Below are 18010 nucleotides of genomic sequence, written 5' to 3'. Positions count from 1 at the left end.
GTGTCGGTCCGCGGCCGGCAGGCGGATCACGCCCGCACCGCCGGCGTGACCCCGGTGGACAACTGGGCCGGGGTGAGCGGGTAGCCGCGCAGCAGCACCACCGGGGCGACCACGAGCAGGGCCGGCAGCACGGTGAAGCCGAGCAGCACGCCGAGCCGGGCGGTGGCCGGCTGGGCGGCGGCGGACCCGGTCGACGAGGAGACGTAGCCGGAGAGCTGAAGCACCAGGCCGTAGATGCCCGGCCCCAGGGCCAGGCCGAACGTCTCGCCGGCGGTCCACAGCCCGGTGAACACGCCGGCCTGCCGGCGGCCGGTGCGCGCGGTGTCGTGGGCGATGCAGTCGGGCAGCATGGACAGCGCGAAGACCTGCTGGCCGGCGTACCCGACGCCGATCAGCGCGACCACCGCGTACACTGCGGCGGCCGGCAGCGCGGGCGCGGCGACCAGGGCGAGCGCGCCGGCCGCGAAGAGCAGCGACGCGGCGACCAGCGAGGTGCGCTTGCCCAGCCGGGCGCCGGCCCGGCTCCACAGCGGCATGACCAGCAGGGCCGGCGCGACGAAGCAGGCGAACAGCAGCGTGGGGCCGCTGTCCGGCGCGCGCAGCACCTGGTCGGCGAAGTACTTGACGCCGGCCAGCACGGTGGCGACCCCGGCGGACTGGATCACGAAGCAGGCCAGCAGCGCCCGGAACGGCCGGTTGCCTGCGGCGACCGCGAGCTGGGCGCGCAGGCTCGGCTCGCTCTCCGCCACCGTGCCGGCCGGCGCCGACCGGGTGCCGAGGAACACGCCGAGCGTGCCGAGGACGATCAGCGCCGCGACGAACAGGCCCATCCACCGGTGGCCGGGCACGCCGTCACCGCCGGCGGCCACCACCGCCGGGGCGACCGCGCCGGAGACCAGGATGGCCAGCGCGAGCACCGCGATCCGCCAGGTCATCATCCGGGTACGCTCCGCCGGGTCGGCGGTCAGCTCGGCCGGCATCGCCACGTAGGGCACCTGGAAGAATGCGAACGCGGTGGCGGTGGCCAGGAACGCCAGCGCCACGTACGCGGCGGCGGCCGGGCCGCGCGCGAACGGCGCGGCGAAGATCGAGGCGAACAGCACGGCCAGCGCCAGCCCGCCGCCGAGCAGCCAGGGCCGGCGGGCGCCCCACCGGGAGCGGGTCCGGTCGGAGATCCGCCCGGCGACCGGGTTGACCAGTACGTCCCACGCCTTCGGCAGGAGCACCAGCAGCGCGGCGAGCCCGGCCGCGACACCGAGCGTGTCGGTGAGGTAGGGCAGCAGGAGCAGCCCGGGCACGGTCCCGAACGCGCCGGTGACCAGCGATCCCGACGCGTATCCGAGGTGCACCCGGCGGGGCAGGCCCGAAGCGGTCATGGAGCCGAATGCTACTCACGTTATGGTCACGGTCGCATCCCCTCCTCCGGCGACCAGGCCGCCGCCGTCAGGTCCACCCGGTCCCCGCGCATCGGGCACCCCTCGGCGCGCAACCGGGTCCGGGCCGCCCGCTCGTGCCCCGGCGGCAGCCGGCCGGCCGCGTTCACCACCCGGTGCCACGGCACCCCGCCACCGTGCCGCGCCATGATCGAGCCGACCAGCCGCGCCGACGCCCGCCCGGACCGTTCGGCCAGCGCGTCGGCCACCGCCCCGTAGGACATCGCCCGGCCCGGCGGGATCCGCTCGACCAGCGCCAGCACCGCCTCGACATACTCGTCAGGTGTCACGAGCTGCCACGATATGGGAACGCGCCACGGCGTCGCGGATCGCAACCCGCAGAATGGTCGGGTGCGCGACGCAGTCACCTCGGCCCGCCGGATCGTGGTCAAGATCGGTTCGTCCTCGCTGACCACGGCGGCGGGCGGCCTCGACGACGCCCGGGTCGACGCGCTCGTCGACACGCTCGGCGCGCTGACCGCCCAGGGGCGCGAGGTGGTGCTGGTCTCCTCCGGCGCGATCGCCGCCGGCCTCGCCCCGCTCCGGCTGACCCGGCGCCCGCGTGACCTGGCCACCCAGCAGGCCGCCGCCAGCGTGGGCCAGGGCCTGCTCATCGGGCGCTACGCGACCGCGTTCGCCCGGCACGGGCGCACCGTCGGGCAGGTGCTGCTCACCGTCGACGACGTCACCCGGCGGGCGCACTACCGCAACGCCTACCGCACGCTGCGCAAGCTGCTCGACCTGCGGGCCGTGCCGATCGTCAACGAGAACGACACGGTGGCCACCGAGGAGATCCGGTTCGGCGACAACGATCGCCTCGCCGCGCTGGTGGCCGCGCTGGTCGACGCCGACCTGCTGGTGCTGCTCTCCGACGTGGACGCGCTCTGGACCGGCGACCCGGCCCGCCCCGGCAGCACCCGGATCACCGAGGTGCACGGCGAGGGCGACCTGGCCGGCGTGGACGTCGGCGGGGCCGGCCGGGCCGGGGTGGGCACCGGCGGCATGGTGACCAAGGTCGAGGCGGCCCGCATCGCCACCGGCTTCGGCATCCCGGTCGTGCTCACCGCCGCGCCGCTGGCCGGCCCGGCGCTGGCCGGCGACCCGGTCGGCACGTTCTTCCACGCCAGCAGCCGCCGCCCGGCCGCCCGGCTGTTCTGGCTGGCGCACGCCACCGCGCCGCGCGGCCGGCTGCACCTCGACCCGGGCGCGGTGCAGGCAGTGGTGGGCCGGCGCAAGTCGCTGCTGCCGGCCGGCATCACCGCCGTCGACGGCGCGTTCACCGCCGGGGACCCGGTGGACCTGGTCGACACCGCCGGCGCACCGGTGGCCCGCGGGCTGGTCAACTACGACGCGGTGGAACTGCCCGGCCTGCTCGGCCGCTCCACCTCGGAACTCGCCGCGGCCCTGGGCCCGGCCTACGAACGAGAGGTCGTCCACCGAGACGACCTCGTTTTGTTGTAAGGAGGGGCCCCCTGTTAACGCATTCTGCATAACAGGGGGCCTCTCCTAACATCTCTGCGAAGGAGCGCACGATGAGCGTCGTCGAGCAGGCCCGCCGGGCCCGGGACGCGGCGGAGGATCTCGCCACGGCCACCCGTACCGTCAAGGACGCCGCGCTGCACGCGATGGCCGACGCGCTGGTGGCGCGTACCCCGGAGGTTCTGTCGGGGAACGCGACGGACCTGGCGGCCGGGCGCGACGCCGGGCTGAGCGCGGCCGTGCTGGACCGGCTCGCCCTCGACGAGGGCCGGGTCGCCGCCATCGCCGACGCGCTGCGCCAGATGGCCGCGCTGCCCGACCCGGTCGGCGAGGTGGTCCGCGGCTCCACCCTGCCGAACGGGCTGGAGCTGCGCCAGGTGCGGGTGCCGTTCGGGGTGGTCGGCATCGTCTACGAGGGCCGACCGAACGTGACCGTCGACGCGGCCGGGATCTGCCTGAAATCCGGCAACGCGGCGCTGCTGCGTGGCTCCTCCTCGGCGGCGCACTCGAACGCGGCGCTGGTCGCGGTGCTCCGCGACGCGGTCGCCGGAGCCGGCCTGCCGGCCGACGCGGTGCAACTGCTCGACTCCACCTCGCGCGACTCGGTCAAGGAGCTGATGCGGGCCCGCGGCCTGGTCGACGTGCTGATCCCCCGTGGCGGCGCGTCGCTGATCCGCACCGTGATCGAGGAGTCGACGGTGCCGGTGATCGAGACCGGGGTGGGCAACTGCCACGTGTACGTGGACGCCGCCGCCGACCTCGGCAAGGCGCTCGCGATCACGCTGAACGCCAAGACGCAGCGGCTGTCCACCTGCAACACCGCCGAGTCGCTGCTGGTGCACCGGGACGTGGCGGACACGTTCCTGCCGGCGGTGCTGACCGCGTTCGCCGACGCCGGGGTGACCGTGCACGGCACCGCCGAGGTCGCCGCGCACTCCCCCGCCGTGGTGCCGGCGACCGAGGAGGACTTGGCCACCGAATACCTCTCCGCCGACATCTCGGTCGCCGTGGTCGACTCGCTCGACGCGGCGGTCGCGCACATCCGGCGCTACGGCACCGGGCACACCGAGGCGATCGTCACCGACTCGCAGCGGGCGGCCCGGGAGTTCGTGGCCCGGGTGGACGCCGCCGCGGTCATGGTCAACGCGTCGACCCGGTTCACCGACGGCGGCGAGTTCGGCTTCGGCGCCGAGATCGGCATCTCCACCCAGAAGCTGCACGCCCGCGGCCCGATGGGTCTGCCGGAGCTGACCAGCACGAAGTACGTGGTGACCGGCGACGGCCACCTCCGCTGAGCGACCCGTCTAGGCCACCTGGAGGGGGCCGCCGGCCGGTGTCGCCGGGGGCTCACCCGAGCGCGGCGCGGGCAGCGTGACGGTGGGCGGCACCACGAACTGCGCGCCGGCGCGCGGGGCCTCCGGAACGTTCGGGCGGCAGGCCCGGATCGCGCGCAGCGTGGTGTGCACGTCGAACTGGTGGCCGTCGTCGCTGTCCCAGCCGCCGTCGCTGCGCTGCGTCTCGGCGAGCCGCCGCCGGGCCGAGACCAGCAGCCACTGCTCCTCGCCCACCTCCACCCGCCGCAGCGTGGCGGCGAGCCAGGCCACGTCGGCCGGGGACATCTCCGGGAGCCGGTCGGCGAGGATCGCCTGGATCCGGGCCGACTCCAGGAACATCTGCTGCCGGTGCAGCACGGCCGCGGCCAGCCACCCGGCCGGCAGGAACGACGGCCAGGCGCCGTCCGGCGCGAGCTGCGCGGCGAGCGTGTGCGCCGCCGCCTGGACCACACCGGCGTACGCCCCGCCGACCCGGTGGTCGAGCGGCCCGGCGGCGCGGGCGTCCAGCCCGGCCACGGTGAGCCAGAACCCGGCGCCGGCGGTCAGGTAGAACCGCGCCTCCGGGTCGCCGGGGGTGGCCCACTCCGGCGCGAACCCGGCGAGCGACACATGCTCGTCCCAGCCGCCGTCGGCGAGTTGGCCGCTGGCCAGCCAGTCGAGCGCGTGCCGGGCGGCGGGGCGGCCCAGCGCGCCGAGGTCGTCCAACTCGGACAGGCGGAAGCAGGTCGCGTCGACCGAGGCGACCTCACCGCCGAGGACGGCGGGCCAGCCGCCGCCGAGGGTCTGGCCGGACTCCGCCGCGTCGAGCAGCTCCGGCGACGCCGGCGCGCCGGAGCGCAACCGGGACAGGCGGGCGCGGTCCACCGCGTCCCCGTGTGCCACGACGAACCCGATCGCCGCTTCCAGATCGACCACGGCGGTGACGCTACCTGCGCGGACGCGGTTACGCCTCGGTAGCTCGGCCAGGGTTTACCGAGGACCGCCGGGCGGTCGGGGGGCACAAGGCGCGAAAACCCCATCACTCACGGGCGTGGATGCCTGCGCGAGTGACGGGGCCTTCGGGCGGTCGACGGATCAGTACGAGGGCAGCGACGGGTCGACCTGCTTGACCCAGGAGAGCACGCCGCCCTGCACGTGCACCGAGTCCTTGAAACCGGCCGCCTTCAGCGCGGCCAGCGCCTCGGCGGACCGCACACCGGACTTGCAGTGCAGCACGATCTGCCGGTCCTGCGGGAACTTCGCCAGCGCCTCGCCGGAGAGGATCTCGCCCTTGGGGATCAGCGTCGAGCCGGGGATCCGGACGATCTCGTACTCGGCGGGCTCACGGACGTCGACCAGGAAGATGTCCTTGCCGGCGTCCTGCCACTCCTTCAGCTCCAGCGCCGTGATGGTGGAGTCGACCACCGCCTCCTGCGCCTCCTCGGAGACCGCGCCGCAGAAGTCCTCGTAGTCTTCCAGCAGGTTGGTGACCGTGGGGTTCTCGCCGCAGAGCGCGCAGTTCGGGTCCTTGCGGACCTTGATCTTGCGGTAGCTCATCTCCAGGGCGTCGTAGACCATCAGCCGGCCGACGAGCGGCTCGCCGATGCCGGCGAGCAGCTTGATCGCCTCGTTGACCTGGATCGACCCGATGGACGCGCAGAGCACGCCGAGCACGCCGCCCTCGGCGCAGGACGGGACCATGCCGGGCGGCGGGGGCTCCGGGTAGAGGCAGCGGTAGCAGGGGCCGTGCTCGGCCCAGAAGACCGAGGCCTGGCCGTCGAAGCGGTAGATCGAACCCCAGACGTACGGCTTGCCGAGCAGCACGGCCGCGTCGTTGACCAGGTAGCGGGTGGCGAAGTTGTCGGTGCCGTCGACGATCAGGTCGTAGCGGGAGAAGATGTCCTTGACGTTCTCCCGGTCCAGCGCGGTGTTGTGGATCTCCACGTGCACCAGCGGATTGATCTCCCGGATCGACGCGGCGGCGGACTCGGCCTTGGAGCGGCCGACGTCGGAGACGCCGTGGATGATCTGGCGCTGGAGGTTCGACTCGTCGACGGTGTCGAAGTCGATGATGCCGAGCGTGCCGACACCGGCGGCGGCGAGGTACATCAGGGCGGGCGAGCCGAGACCGCCGGCGCCGACGCAGAGCACCCGGGCGTTCTTCAGCCGCTTCTGCCCCTCGACCCCGACGTCCGGGATGATCAGGTGGCGCGAGTAGCGGCGGATCTCGTCAACGGTCAGCTCGGCGGCGGGCTCGACGAGCGGGGGCAACGACACGGTGAACTCCCCGGGATCGGCGGTGGGACCGAGCCATTGTCGCTCGCCGTGGTGGGGATCGGCCATGACGAGGGACACCCGGCCCGAACTGCGGGACCGGGAATAACTCAGACCCCGTCGGTCGGCTCGCCCGAGTAGCGCACCCCGCCGACGTACGGCCAGGCGTTCGGCACGCAGCCGTCCAGCCCGTACGTCTGCTGCTGCATCACCGGGGCGGGTGCGCCGGGGTGGGGGCAGGCCTGGTGCAGCTCGCCGAACTCGTGCCCGACCTCGTGGTTGATGACGTAGGTCCGGTAGGTGTCGAGCGGGGCGCCGTAGTCGGGCACCGCCGTCATCCAGCGCGCCAGGTTGAGCACGACCCGGCCGGGCAGCCGGCAGGACGTGTACCGCTCGGTGTGCAGGCCGCCCTCGGCGCACATCCGCTCCGACGTGACCGGCGTGGCCAGGTAGACGGTGAAGTCGGCGGCGGCGGCCTCGGGCACCCGCTGCACCCGCAGCAGGCCGGAGGCGATCCAACTGCGCGGGTCCCCGAGCACCCGGTCGACGGTCGCGGCGAACGCGTCGACGTCCGGCCCGGCGCCCCGCTCGACCTCGACCCGGTAGCGGCGCAGCGGGCCGGCGTGGCCGCGTACCGGTGAGCGGCCCCCGGCCACCGCGAAGGTGCCGGGGCCGGCGGTCGGATAGCCGGTCGGCCCGGCCGACGGCGGCGCGGTGTCGGCGTCCGGCATCAGCGTGGGCTCGGCGGCGAGCGGAACCCGCACGGGTCGCGACGGCTCGCTCAGCCGGGTGATCCCCACCGCGCCGCCGGTGGCCGCGACGAGCATGGCCAGCAGCAGCACCGCTCGCCGACGGCGGCGCCGCATTCGGCGCAGCCCGGGACGTTCGGGACGTTCGGGCGGGTCGTACGGGGACGACGACGTCATGACACCAGCGTGACACGCAATTCGGGCATATAGCTGCTTTTACCGCTTATGCCGCGAATAACTTTCGCAACCGGCTCACAACGACGGCCCCGCGTACCGCTTCCCGCCCAGGTACGGCCACGGGTTCGGGCGGCAGCCGTCGAGGAACAGCGTCTGCTGCTGCATCACGGGCGCCTGCCGGCCCGGGCCCGGACACGCCTCGTGGTGGTGCCCGAGCTGGTGCCCCACCTCGTGGTTGACCACATAGAGCCGGTAGGTGTCCAACGGCATCCGCGCGGCCACCAGATGCGGTGCCGAGGTGCGCCACCGGTCGAGATTGATCACGACCTTGCCGGGCACCCGACAAGACGTGTACGGCACGCCGCCCTTGCGGATGTCGATCCCGCCCGCCCCGCACAGCCGCAACGCGGTGTCCCGGGTGGCCAGATAGATCGTGAAGTCGTAACGCCCGCCCGGCGCCACCCGCCGCAACCGCAACCGGCCGCTCTCCACCCAGCTGCCCGGCCCGGCCAGGGCCCGCTGCACCGCGTCACCGAAGGCACCTGGCCGCTCACCGGAGCCGACCTCCACCGCCACCCGGAACCGGCGCAGCTCCCCCGCCCGGCCCAGCACGCCGCCGGCCCGGTCGTCGTAGGAGAAACCGCCCCGGCCGTGCGCCGGCACCGGACCGGGCAGGGCCAGCACGGGCGCCACCGGCGAGCGCGGCGTCACGGGCGGCGGCGCGGCCGACGACGGCGCCACGGCCGGGGCCGGCTCCGGCGACTGCGCGGCGAACCCGTCGGCCACCAACTCCTTCGCGCCGGCCGACGGCAGTCGCAACGCGACCCCCACGCCCATCCCGGCGGCGGCCAGGAAGGCGCAGACCACCACGGCGGTACGCCACCGGCGGGCAAGAGGCGTGGACCGTGCGGCACGCGGACGGCGGGAGCTGGGCATCCGGCTCAGCCTGCCACGTCGCGACCGCTTTCGCTCTCCCCCGTTCCGGTGACCAGGGCCGTGGTCTGCGCTTTCCGCTCCGCCGTCCCCGGCGTGGCGGCCAGCTCCGGCAAGGCGGCCGGCACCGGCGTCCCGGCCGGCGCCGCCTCGTCGAGCAGCGCCAGCACCGCCCGGGCCACGATCCGGGGCACCTCCAGCTGGGCCACGTGCCCGACGTCGTCGAGCATCAACAACCGGCTGTCCGGGACCACCCGGGCGGTCTGCGGGGCGACCCGCACGTCGACCAGGCGATCCTGCCGCCCGCCCACCACCAGCGTGGGCACCCGCACCGACGCGGCCTGCCGCCACAGCGCACCCTCCCCCGGCAGGTACGACCGCAGGAAGCTGCCGACCAGGCCCCGGAACGTGCGCACGTAGGCGGCGGCGTAGTGCGCCGCCTCGTACCGGATCCGGATCTCGTCGATCGCCTCCTGCCGGCGCTGCTCGCTGATCCGGGTCAGGTCCGCCACGCACGACTCCATCACCTGCTGCGCCATCGCCTCCGGGGCGAGCTGGGCCAGCCGCCAGGCGGCCAGCCGCTCGCCCCGGGGGATCACCAGCACCGGCAGCATCCGCCCCTGCAACGAGCGCCGGAAGTCCAGGAACGGCAGGGCCGGCGAGATCAGCGTGAGCGTGCGGACCAGGTCCGGCCGCAGCGCCGCCACCCGGACCGCGACCGCGCCGCCCAGCGAGTTGCCGAACAGGTGCACCGGCCCCCGGTCGCTGTGCTCGATCCAGCGGACCACCCGGTCGGCGAAGGCCGGGATCGTGTAGCGCCGGCCCGGCTCGCTGCGCCCGAACCCGGGCAGGTCGATCGCCTGGCCGTCGAGCCGGCCCGCGAGCAGCCCGGCCAGGTCGGTCCAGTTCTGCGCGGAGCCGCCGAGGCCGTGCACGTAGAGCGCCGGCTCGGCACCCGGCGTGGTGGCCGGGGTGTCCCGGACGTGGACGAGCGTGCCGTCGAGCGGCACGTGCCGGCCAGGCCAGGGCGGCGGGACGTGGTGCGCGGGGAGGAGATGATCCGGCCAGAGTGCGGCACGCTTCATGCCTCCAGTCTTCCCCGCGCCGGCCCCGGCCGCACAATTCCTCAGGCGAGCAGCGCCTCCAGGCGGCGGTTGACCGCGGCCAGGGTGGCCCGGACCACCGCCTGCCGTGGATCGCCGGCCACCAGCGCCGACCCGGCGAGCTGCTCCACCCACCCCTCGCAGACCAGCAGCACCACCACGGTCGCCACCTCGCAGTTGCCGAACGGCACCACCGCGGCGTGCTCGACGAAGCAGCGGCCCCGATCGCCGGCCGGGACGTCCCCACCGCCGAGCAGTTCGTCCACCGCGGCGGCGGCGGCCACCGCGCAGAGCCGCAGCACGTACCCGTCGACCGCCGGGCCGGTGGCGTGCCCGTCGGCCGCCCGGTCCCCGGCGAGCAGACGGACCTCGGTGGTGGCGTCCAGCCCGAACGTGCTCACCAGGACGTGGTCGATGACCACCCGCGGGCCGGGCGCGCCGCCCGGGTCCAGCGGTCGCGACGGAGCAGTCTCCGTCGTGGTCATCTGCCCACCGGAGTAGGAGGTGCCGAGCGTGACCGGGCTGCCGGTGGACATGCCCGTCGGCGCGGCGGCCAGCGACGTCTCGTCCACCGTGGCCCGGCCCCGGTGGGTGGACTGCCGGCGCCGGCGCGGCGGCTCGCCACCCGGCTCGGCGCTCTCGACCGGCGTGTCGGCCGGCCGGCCGGTGCGCGACTCCACCCCGCCGAACCGCCCCTCGCCGGAACGGTTCTCGGCCGGCCGGTTCGCCGGACGCATGACGCCGGGCCGGGCGGACGTGTCGTCACCGGCCGGGCCGGGCGGCACCGCGCCGGTCACCTGGGCGTCCGGCTCGTCGTCGGCGCGCGACCGGGGCGTACCGGATCGGGGGTCGGGCGGCGGAAGCTCGGCGAGGCGGTCGGCGCGAGCCGCGGCGGACCGGCGGCGGACCGGCGGCGGTGGCACGGCCGGCGCGCCGGGCAGGTTCTGCGGCGCGGCGGCCAGACCCATCCGCTCCTGGAGCAGGCGGGCCACCAGCCGGCTCACGTCGGCCGGGTCGGCGCCGTCGGCCAGGTCGAGCCGGAGGCTGTGCGCGCCGGCCGGGGTGCGCCGGAGCGCGGCGTCGCGCACGCCCGCCACCTCACGCACCGCGTCCAGGATCGCGTTGACGTCGAAGCCCTCCGGCCGTTCGCGCAGCGGCGCGGGCTCGTCGTCCCGGCGCAGATGGGTGGCGATGCGGGCCAGCTCGGGAGTCTCGGCGGACGGTTCCACCGCCGGCGGCTCCGGCACCACGGGCACGTCCGGCTCGGCGGGGACGCGCTGCGGCAGCACCGCCGGGGCCGGCTCCGCGGACGGGGACTCGGCGACCGGCGCGGCGGCGGTCGGCGCCGGCTCGGGGGCGGACCGGCGGGCCGCGTAGGGCGGCGCGCTCGTCGGCCGGGGGGGGCGGTAGCTGTCGAACGGCGCCGGGGCGGCGGAGACCGGCGGGACACCGGCCGGCTCGGCGGGTGCCTGGTCCGGCGCGCGGTGCGGCTCGTCGGCCGGCTCACCGGCGGCCCGGGCGGCCGGCGCGGGAGCGTACGCGGCAGGCGGCGGCGGACCGGCCGGCGCCTCACGCGCGGCCGGCGGGGCGGCGGGCGGATCGGGGCGCGCGCCGAACGGGGTCACCGGCACCGGCGGGCCCGCCCAGGAGGGCCGCTGGGCGGTCGACTCGTGAGCCGGGCGCGGCTCGGGGTCCTCCCGGGGCAGCCGGAACGGCCGGGTCGGCTCGGGGCGTGGCGTCTCGTGCCCGGCGGCCGACTCGGCCCGCACCGGCTCGTAGGGCCGCACCGGCTCCGGTCGGGGTGGCTCGTATCCGGTGGGCGGTTCGACCCGGACCGGCTCGTAGGGCCGCACCGGCTCGGGGGCCCACTCGGCGGCCCGGTCCTCGCGGCCGGCCCGGCGACCGGTCGGCTCGTCGTCCTGGGGCGCCCGGTCGGCGGGCTCGTCCTCGCGGCCGGCCCGGCGGAGGGCGGAGGCGTCGTCAGGGACCGCCCGGCGCGCGGACGGCTCGTCGTCGCGGCCGGCCCGGCGCCCGGCCGGCTCGTCCGTGCGGGCCCACGGCGGGGCCCAGCCGTCGCCCCAGCTCGGGCGGTTCCAGGACGGGCCGGACCAGTCCGGCTCGCCCGGGTCGTCCGCACCGGCCCCTCGCGGGTCGACGGCGGCGCGGGCGCCCTCGGTCGCGCGGCGGTCCGCCGGGTGCTGCGCCGGCGGCTCGGGCGAGGGCTGCTCGGCGCGGTCGCCGGCGGCGGCCGGCTCGACCGGACCCCGGTCGGCCCAACCGCGCGAGAGCGACGGGGCGGCCGGGTCGACGGTCGGCGCGTGGAAGCCCGGCGGCACCTCGAAGCCGGAGGCGGCGGCGCCGACCGGCGGCACCTGGAGCGCCGGGGGCGCCGAGGTCGGGCCGCTCTCGGCCCAGCGCGGAAGCCGTCCCGCGGCGGTGTCGTCCGAGGCGTGCCGCGAAGCGGCGGCGTCGGGCTGCTGCTCGACCGCGGGCGCGGGCCGCGGGGCCGGCACGGCCAGCCGGTCGCCGTCGTTCTCCCGCGGCGGCTCACCCACGGGTGGGGCACTCACCGGCGCCTGGCGGGTCACCGGCGACTCCTCCCCGGCGTGACGCACGCCGTTGACGTGGCGGCCGTTGACGCGCGGCGGCTCCTCGGCCGCGTGACCGGGCAGCGGGGCCGGCAGGTCGCCGTGCCGGGGAGAGGAGGCGGCCCAGCCACCGCCCAGGTCACCGTAGGGCCAGCCACCGGGCGCCGGGGCGCCTCGGGACCAGCCGTCCGCCGGGGGCGCCCATCCGCCGCCGGTGCGGGCCGGGTCGTCCTGCTGACCCGTCCCGTCGCCGTGCTCTCCCGGGGTGGCGGCTCCGGGTTGCCCTGCTTCACTCACCGCGCGCTCCTTGGTCGCCCCCGCTGAGGCTACCGTGTGGTGACAGTGGCGATAAGTTACAGCGGCGGGCCAATTCCGCGACGGGTTCACGAACCCGACCCGGTTCGGGCGATACGTGCCGGCTCGACGCAGACACTCGGAGGTTCCCATGACCGCAGTGGGGAACGGTTCTCAGACCGCCGGCCGGCCCACCCGCCTGCCCCGCTCGGCGCGCCGTAAGCAGCTGCTCGCCGCCGCCCAGGAGGTGTTCGTCGCGCACGGCTACCACGCCGCGGCGATGGACGACATCGCCGAGCGGGCCGGTGTCTCCAAGCCGGTTCTCTACCAGCACTTCCCCGGGAAGATGGAGCTCTACCTCGCGCTGCTGGACACGCACTGTGACGCCATCGTCGCGAAGGTGCACGACGCGATGCGCGGCACGCAGGACAACAAGGAGCGGGTCGGCGCGGCGGTGCGGGCGTACTTCGACTTCGTCGACCACGAGAGCGAGGCGTTCCGGCTGGTCTTCGAATCCGACCTGCGCAACGACCCGGCGGTGCGGCAGCGGGTGGAGCGGGTGGAGCAGGGCTGCATCGCGGCGATCACCGACACCATCATCTCGGACACCGGGTCCAGCCGGGCGCACGCCGAGCTGCTCGCGTCCGGGCTGGTCGGCGCGGCCGAGACGGCCGCCCAGTTCTGGCTGGCCGGCGGCCGGCAGGTGGCCAAGCCGGAGGCGGAGGCGCTGGTGGCGGCGCTGTCCTGGCGTGGCATCGCCAGCTTCCCGCTCCAGGGTGAGTCAGCCTGAACATCGCGCCGCCCGATCGGATAGCCTTCCCACGGCGGCTTTTTCGCCCCAGTTGAGGAGGCACAGTGGAGGTCAAGATCGGCGTGCAGTACGCGCCGCGGGAGCTGGTCCTGGAGAGCGCGCAGTCGCCGGCCGAGATCGAGCAGATCGTGACCGACGCCTTCGCCAGGAGCGAGGGCACGCTCTCCCTGACCGACGAGAAGGGCCGGCGGGTGATCGTGCCGGTCGGCAAGGTCGCCTACGTCGAGATCGCCGAGGCGTCGCCCCGCGCCGTCGGGTTCACCGTCCGCTGATCCGCGTCGCGCCGGTCGCCGTGGCGGGGTCACCCGCCGCGGCGACTCAGTCGTCCCGGCCGGCTCAGCTCAGTTGTTGAGGCCGGCGGCCGACATCCGCGCGGCGTGCGCCTCGGTCAGCTCGCGCAGCAGCGTCGGCACGTCCACGCCGGCCCGCCCGAGCACCGCGACGAGCGCGCCCCGGTCGGCGGCGGCGACCCGGCCGGCCTGCGAGAGCGCCTCGCCGAGCAGCCGCCGCGCCCACATCGAGAGCCGGCCGGCCGTGCCCGGTTCGGCCTCGATCGCGGCCCTGATCTCGGCCGCCGCGAACTCCGCGTACCGGGAGTCGTGCAGGACGTCGAGCAGCAGCGCGCGATCCGGCCCGGCCAGGCCGTCGGCGATCCGGCGCAGGAAGTCGTCGGTGAGCGCGTCGCCCACGTACGCCTTGGTCACCGCCTCCGCCCAGTCCCGTGGCTCGGTCGAGTCGTGGTACGCCCGCAACACCTCGGTGTAGGGCGTCATCGCCTCCTCGACGGCCACGCCCAGCGCGCCGAGCCGGTCGGCGAGCCACCGGTAGTGGGCGATCTCGGCCGCGGCCATCTCGCTGAGCGCGACCCGGCGGGGCAGGTCGGGAGCGAGCCGGGCATCGGCGGCCAGCCGGTCGAAGGCGAGCAGCTCGCCGTACGCGACGAGGCCGAACAGGTCGACGGCGGCGGGGTCGGGGGCGGACACGAGCCGCAGGCTACCGCCCGACCGCAATGTGACCCAGTTCACATGAGCCACCCCTGGCTGCGCGGCCGGCACCCGGAATCGGGACGGCTGAGAGGCTGTTCAGGTACGATGAGACAGTTGCCGTGGGCACCGACCAGGTTCAGCTTCGCTGATCAGCGCCGGTCCCCCGGAGCGCGTGCGGCCCGGTCCGGCTCGGCGAAACCGCCGCCGACCGCGTGGCCCGCGCCAAACCGTTCGCGCCCTGAGGACATGAGGGGCGCACCACGAGAGGGCACCCCCACATCCACATGAGTGAGCAGACCATCGGCCAGCCACTGGCCCCCACAGCTCCGGTCCCGCCGGAGGCACCCACGTTCGCCGCGCTCGGCGCCCGTCAGGAGACCGTCGAGGCGCTCGCCGCCGCGGGCATCACCCGCGCCTTCGCCATCCAGGAATACGCGCTGCCGATCGGCCTGCGCGGCGTCGACCTGATCGGCCAGGCCCCGACCGGCACCGGCAAGACGCTCGGCTTCGGCATCCCGCTGCTCGAGCGCGTCTTCGCCCCGTCCGAGGGCAGCGACGGCGTCCCCCAGGCGCTTGTCGTCGTTCCCACCCGCGAGCTGGGCATCCAGGTCGCCAAGGACCTCGACGCCGCGGGTCGCACCCGGGGTGTCCGGGTGCTGCCGATCTACGGCGGCGTGGCGTACGAGCCGCAGATCGAGGCGCTGCGCAAGGGCGTCGAGATCCTGGTCGGCACGCCCGGCCGCCTGCTCGACCTGCAGAAGCAGAAGCACCTGCGGCTCGACCGGGTGCGCGCGCTCGTCCTCGACGAGGCCGACCGGATGCTCGACCTGGGCTTCCTGGACGACGTCGAGAAGATTCTCGCGATGCTGCCGGAGGACCGGCAGACGATGCTCTTCTCGGCCACCATGCCGGACCCGATCGTCGCGTTGTCGCGGCGCTTCCTCCGCCGGCCGGTGACGATCCACGCCGGTCACACCGCCGAGACGGGCCCGTCGCCGCAGACCCAGCAGCTCGCCTACCGCACCCACTCGATGAACAAGATCGAGATCGTGGCGCGGATCCTCCAGGCCGAGGGGCGCGGGCTGACGATGATCTTCACCCGCACCAAGCGGGCCGCCGACCGGGTCGCCGAGGATCTCGACTTCCGCGGCTTCGCGGTGGCGGCGGTGCACGGCGACCTGGGCCAGGGCGCCCGGGAGCGGGCCCTGCGGGCGTTCCGGGCCGGCAAGATCGACACGCTCGTCGCCACCGACGTGGCGGCCCGGGGCATCGACGTCACGGGCGTGACCCACGTGATCAACTACGACTGCCCCGAGGACCAGGACACCTACACCCACCGGATCGGCCGCACCGGCCGGGCCGGGGCGTCAGGCGTCGCGGTGACGTTCGTCGACTGGGACGACGTGCCCCGTTGGCGGATCATCGACAAGACCCTCGGGCTGGACATGCCCGAACCTCCGGAGACCTACCACACCTCCACGCACCTCTACACCGACCTGGACATCTCCCGCGACGTCAGCGGCACGCTGCCGACCGCCGAGCGCACCCGCGCCGGCCTGTCGGCGGAGGTCGAGGAGGACCTGGGCGGTGGCCGGTCGAGGCGCGGCGACAGCCGGGGCCGTGGTGGGGACAGCCGGGGCCGTGGTGGGGACAGCCGGGGCCGTGGCGGCGACCGCAGGCGCGGTCGCGGAGGTGAGACGACCGGCGGCGGACCCGTCGCCGACAACGAGGCGACCGAGGCCGGGGCCGAGGAGGGCACCCGCACCCCGCGTCGCCGGCGGCGCCGACGCGCCGGTGAGGCGGTGGCCGGCGAGCAGCCGACCAGCGTGATCACCACGGAGGGCGGCGCGGAGCCGGCCGTGGCGGCCAGCGGCGACGGTGAGCCCGCCGCCAAGCCCCGCCGCCGCCGTCGCCGCCGTGGCGGCAGCTCCGGCACGCCCGCCGAGGCCACCAGCACCACCACCGACTGACCGGACACGCACACACGGCCCCCGGACCCACCAGCTCCGGGGGCCGCTCCCTGCCCGACGCCGACGGCGTCGATCATGAGGTTGGCCGCGCGACACGCCGCGGACGCAGCCGCCAACCTCATGACCGACCAGCCCGGCCGGGGGCCGGAGGAGGAAGGGGTACGCCATGGCGGAACCGTTGGACGCGGCGCTGCGGGAGGTACGGCAACTGCTGCTCGGCCCCGACCTGACCCGAGCCGTGGCCGCCGGTCGGCGGCGGGGGCGGCGGCCGGCGGTGGTCCGCGCGGAGCTACGCCCGGTCACCCTCAAGGCCGGCGCGCGGCTCCAGATCGCCACCTCGGACGGCACCCGGCCGCACACCCGCAACGTCGCCCCCGGCGCGGAGGCCGGCACCGCCGTCGACGAGCTGCTCGCCGAGCCGTTCGGCAACTGGCACGTGGAGACCGTCGACGCCACGCTCCAGCTCCGGGTGACCAAGTCCGGCGAGGCCCAGGTGCACCGCGCCGCGGCCAGCCGGCCGACCGGCGAGCCGGTCGGGCACGACCGGGCCAAGGACTGGCTGCTCGACCCGGGCGACCCGCTCTTCGACGCGATCGGCGGGTCGGCCGCCAAGCGCCGCCAGGTCGACGCGTTCCTGCGCGCGCTCGCCGCCACCCTGCCCGACGACCTCACCGGTCCGCTCCGGGTGGTGGACCTGGGCTGCGGAAACGCCTACCTGACCTTCGCCGCCCACCGCTACCTGACCCGGCGCGGCCTGGATGTGACGCTCGTCGGCGTGGACGTCCGCGAGGACCAGCGTCAGCGCAACACCGAGCTGGCCGAACGGTTGGGCTGGGCCGACCGGGTCAGCTTCGTGGCCGGCACCATCGCCGAGGCGCCGGTGGATCCGGCCCCGGACCTGGTGCTGGCGCTGCACGCCTGCGACACGGCCACGGACGAGGCGCTGGCCCGGGCGGTGCGCTGGGGCGCCCGCTGGGTGCTCGCCGCCCCGTGTTGCCACCACGACCTGGCCGCGCAGCTGCGGGCCCGCCCCACGCCGGGACCGGACGAGCTGCTCACCCGGCAGGGCATCCTGCGCGAGCGCTTCGCCGACGTGCTCACCGACGCGCTGCGGGCCGGGCTGCTCCGGCTGCACGGCTACCGCGCCGAGGTGGTGGAGTTCGTCGACTCCCGGCACACCCCGCGCAACCTGCTGATCCGCGCCCGGCGGACCGCCGGCACGCCGACCCCCGACAACCGCTCCGAATATCGCGAGTTGGTCGACCGGTGGGGTGTCACCCCCCGGCTGGAGTCGCTGCTCGCGGACCGGGCGGCGGGCTAGCGGCGGCGCTCGCCCCGGTTACGCTCGCCCCGGTCGAAGGCCGACACCCGCTCGCCGGGCCCCCGGTTGGTGGACCGCTCGATGTCCTGCGACACGCTCGGGAACGGCACCACCTTCGCCGGCTGGTCGGAGTTGCCGGCCGCGGCGAACGCGTTCCAGGAGATGTCGACGAGCAGTCGCTTCAGCTCGGCGTGCCGGACGGCGGCGTTGCGCTGGAGCGCCATCCGCGCGCCCAGCACCACGCCGACGAGAGTGGTGCAGACCGCGCCGGTCGCGGCGACCAGATGCAGGCCCTCCGCCGGATCCCCCTGGGCCGCCAGCACCAGCAGCCAGATCCAGAAGCCGAGCGCGAAGACGCCGGCCTTGGCCACGAAGAAGAGGCTCACCGCGCCGGGGCGGTGCGGGACGGGACGGTCCGGCTCGGCCATGGTGCGCTACTCCTCTGATCTCGTCGCCGGGGGAGTTTCGTCCAGCCTAGTTGACAGTCCGCAAGTGTTCACGCTGCGTCGGTCCCACCCACGGGACCTTCCGACCGATCAGTCAGTTGTTTTGTCGCGCGGTCGTACTAGGCTCGGGGCG

Annotated in this window: 15 protein-coding genes and 1 pseudogene; 6 read left to right on the top strand and 10 right to left on the bottom strand. The window is 75.5% G+C overall.

All coding sequences use genetic code 11. The features are described from left to right. Positions 1 to 26: 26 nt before the first annotated feature. Together O7618_RS29285 and O7618_RS29280 are read right to left on the bottom strand one after the other, a co-directional pair. A complete protein-coding gene (locus O7618_RS29285; protein ID WP_278109372.1) occupies positions 27 to 1376 on the bottom strand; it encodes an MFS transporter in 1350 nt (449 codons plus the stop codon). 26 nt (positions 1377 to 1402) lie between these two features. Next, positions 1403 to 1723: an MGMT family protein gene (locus tag O7618_RS29280; protein ID WP_278109370.1), complete on the bottom strand. Its 321-nt coding sequence runs from the start codon at positions 1721 to 1723 to the stop codon at positions 1403 to 1405. A 61-nt stretch (positions 1724 to 1784) separates the two neighbouring features. Here O7618_RS29280 and proB point away from each other — a divergent pair, with 61 nt between their 5' ends. Continuing rightward, on the top strand, positions 1785 to 2894 hold the full coding sequence (gene proB, locus O7618_RS29275; RefSeq protein ID WP_278109369.1) for a glutamate 5-kinase: 1110 nt from the start codon (positions 1785 to 1787) through the stop codon (positions 2892 to 2894). 71 nt (positions 2895 to 2965) lie between these two features. Then, the gene (locus O7618_RS29270) at positions 2966 to 4207 is read left to right on the top strand and encodes a glutamate-5-semialdehyde dehydrogenase (RefSeq protein ID WP_278109368.1); all 1242 of its coding nucleotides are present in this window, start codon (positions 2966 to 2968) and stop codon (positions 4205 to 4207) included. A 135-nt stretch (positions 4208 to 4342) separates the two neighbouring features. On the opposite strand, the pseudogene O7618_RS29265 reads toward O7618_RS29270, so the two are convergent. From O7618_RS29265 to O7618_RS29240, 6 genes and pseudogenes are all read right to left on the bottom strand, one after another. Beyond that, positions 4343 to 5212 (bottom strand): annotated as a pseudogene (locus O7618_RS29265) (hypothetical protein); the annotation flags it as partial. Positions 5213 to 5320: 108 nt separating this feature from the next. Beyond that, the gene (gene moeZ, locus O7618_RS29260) at positions 5321 to 6568 is read right to left on the bottom strand and encodes an adenylyltransferase/sulfurtransferase MoeZ (RefSeq protein ID WP_278109366.1); all 1248 of its coding nucleotides are present in this window, start codon (positions 6566 to 6568) and stop codon (positions 5321 to 5323) included. 41 nt (positions 6569 to 6609) lie between these two features. After that, positions 6610 to 7425, bottom strand: coding sequence for a DUF3152 domain-containing protein (locus O7618_RS29255; RefSeq protein ID WP_278109364.1), 816 nt, complete (start codon positions 7423 to 7425; stop codon positions 6610 to 6612). Between the two features lie 75 nt (positions 7426 to 7500). Next, entirely contained in the window at positions 7501 to 8361 is an 861-nt protein-coding gene (locus O7618_RS29250) for a DUF3152 domain-containing protein (RefSeq protein ID WP_278109363.1), read from the bottom strand. A gap of 5 nt (positions 8362 to 8366) precedes the next feature. Continuing rightward, positions 8367 to 9443, bottom strand: a complete 1077-nt coding sequence (locus tag O7618_RS29245) for an alpha/beta hydrolase (RefSeq protein ID WP_278109362.1) — start codon at positions 9441 to 9443, stop codon at positions 8367 to 8369. 41 nt (positions 9444 to 9484) lie between these two features. Beyond that, entirely contained in the window at positions 9485 to 12346 is a 2862-nt protein-coding gene (locus O7618_RS29240) for a hypothetical protein (RefSeq protein ID WP_278109361.1), read from the bottom strand. 148 nt (positions 12347 to 12494) lie between these two features. Here O7618_RS29240 and O7618_RS29235 point away from each other — a divergent pair, with 148 nt between their 5' ends. Beyond that, on the top strand, positions 12495 to 13133 hold the full coding sequence (locus O7618_RS29235; protein ID WP_269689856.1) for a TetR/AcrR family transcriptional regulator: 639 nt from the start codon (positions 12495 to 12497) through the stop codon (positions 13131 to 13133). Positions 13134 to 13198: 65 nt separating this feature from the next. Further along, entirely contained in the window at positions 13199 to 13426 is a 228-nt protein-coding gene (locus O7618_RS29230; protein ID WP_030502928.1) for a DUF3107 domain-containing protein, read from the top strand. Between the two features lie 69 nt (positions 13427 to 13495). Here the strand turns inward: O7618_RS29230 and O7618_RS29225 are convergent, their stop codons facing one another. Then, the gene (locus tag O7618_RS29225; RefSeq protein ID WP_278109360.1) at positions 13496 to 14137 is read right to left on the bottom strand and encodes a ferritin-like fold-containing protein; all 642 of its coding nucleotides are present in this window, start codon (positions 14135 to 14137) and stop codon (positions 13496 to 13498) included. Positions 14138 to 14424: 287 nt separating this feature from the next. On the opposite strand from O7618_RS29225, the gene O7618_RS29220 reads away from it, so the two are divergent. Together O7618_RS29220 and O7618_RS29215 are read left to right on the top strand one after the other, a co-directional pair. Beyond that, a complete protein-coding gene (locus tag O7618_RS29220) occupies positions 14425 to 16110 on the top strand; it encodes a DEAD/DEAH box helicase (protein WP_278109359.1) in 1686 nt (561 codons plus the stop codon). Between the two features lie 166 nt (positions 16111 to 16276). Beyond that, the gene (locus tag O7618_RS29215) at positions 16277 to 17431 is read left to right on the top strand and encodes an SAM-dependent methyltransferase (protein ID WP_278109358.1); all 1155 of its coding nucleotides are present in this window, start codon (positions 16277 to 16279) and stop codon (positions 17429 to 17431) included. Here O7618_RS29215 and O7618_RS29210 read toward each other — a convergent pair. Continuing rightward, positions 17428 to 17859: a hypothetical protein gene (locus tag O7618_RS29210; RefSeq protein WP_278109357.1), complete on the bottom strand. Its 432-nt coding sequence runs from the start codon at positions 17857 to 17859 to the stop codon at positions 17428 to 17430. The genes O7618_RS29215 and O7618_RS29210 overlap by 4 nt on opposite strands. Positions 17860 to 18010 lie beyond the last annotated feature (151 nt).

It is taken from the genome of Micromonospora sp. WMMD980, from assembly GCF_029626035.1.
Lineage (GTDB): Bacteria > Actinomycetota > Actinomycetes > Mycobacteriales > Micromonosporaceae > Micromonospora.
Note: the sequence above shows the minus strand (reverse complement) of the source record. Positions and strands in the feature narration are given on the sequence as shown.

Excerpts from the sequence above, each read along its gene's own strand:
- O7618_RS29285 (WP_278109372.1), bottom strand. The coding sequence starts at position 1,376 with ATGACCGCTTCGGGCCTGCCCCGCCGGGTGCACCTCGGATACGCGTCG.
- O7618_RS29270 (WP_278109368.1), top strand. The coding sequence starts at position 2,966 with ATGAGCGTCGTCGAGCAGGCCCGCCGGGCCCGGGACGCGGCGGAGGAT.
- moeZ (WP_278109366.1), bottom strand. The coding sequence starts at position 6,568 with ATGGCCGATCCCCACCACGGCGAGCGACAATGGCTCGGTCCCACCGCC.
- O7618_RS29255 (WP_278109364.1), bottom strand. The coding sequence starts at position 7,425 with ATGACGTCGTCGTCCCCGTACGACCCGCCCGAACGTCCCGAACGTCCC.
- O7618_RS29250 (WP_278109363.1), bottom strand. The coding sequence starts at position 8,361 with ATGCCCAGCTCCCGCCGTCCGCGTGCCGCACGGTCCACGCCTCTTGCC.
- O7618_RS29245 (WP_278109362.1), bottom strand. The coding sequence starts at position 9,443 with ATGAAGCGTGCCGCACTCTGGCCGGATCATCTCCTCCCCGCGCACCAC.
- O7618_RS29235 (WP_269689856.1), top strand. The coding sequence starts at position 12,495 with ATGACCGCAGTGGGGAACGGTTCTCAGACCGCCGGCCGGCCCACCCGC.
- O7618_RS29220 (WP_278109359.1), top strand. The coding sequence starts at position 14,425 with ATGAGTGAGCAGACCATCGGCCAGCCACTGGCCCCCACAGCTCCGGTC.
- O7618_RS29215 (WP_278109358.1), top strand. The coding sequence starts at position 16,277 with ATGGCGGAACCGTTGGACGCGGCGCTGCGGGAGGTACGGCAACTGCTG.
- O7618_RS29210 (WP_278109357.1), bottom strand. The coding sequence starts at position 17,859 with ATGGCCGAGCCGGACCGTCCCGTCCCGCACCGCCCCGGCGCGGTGAGC.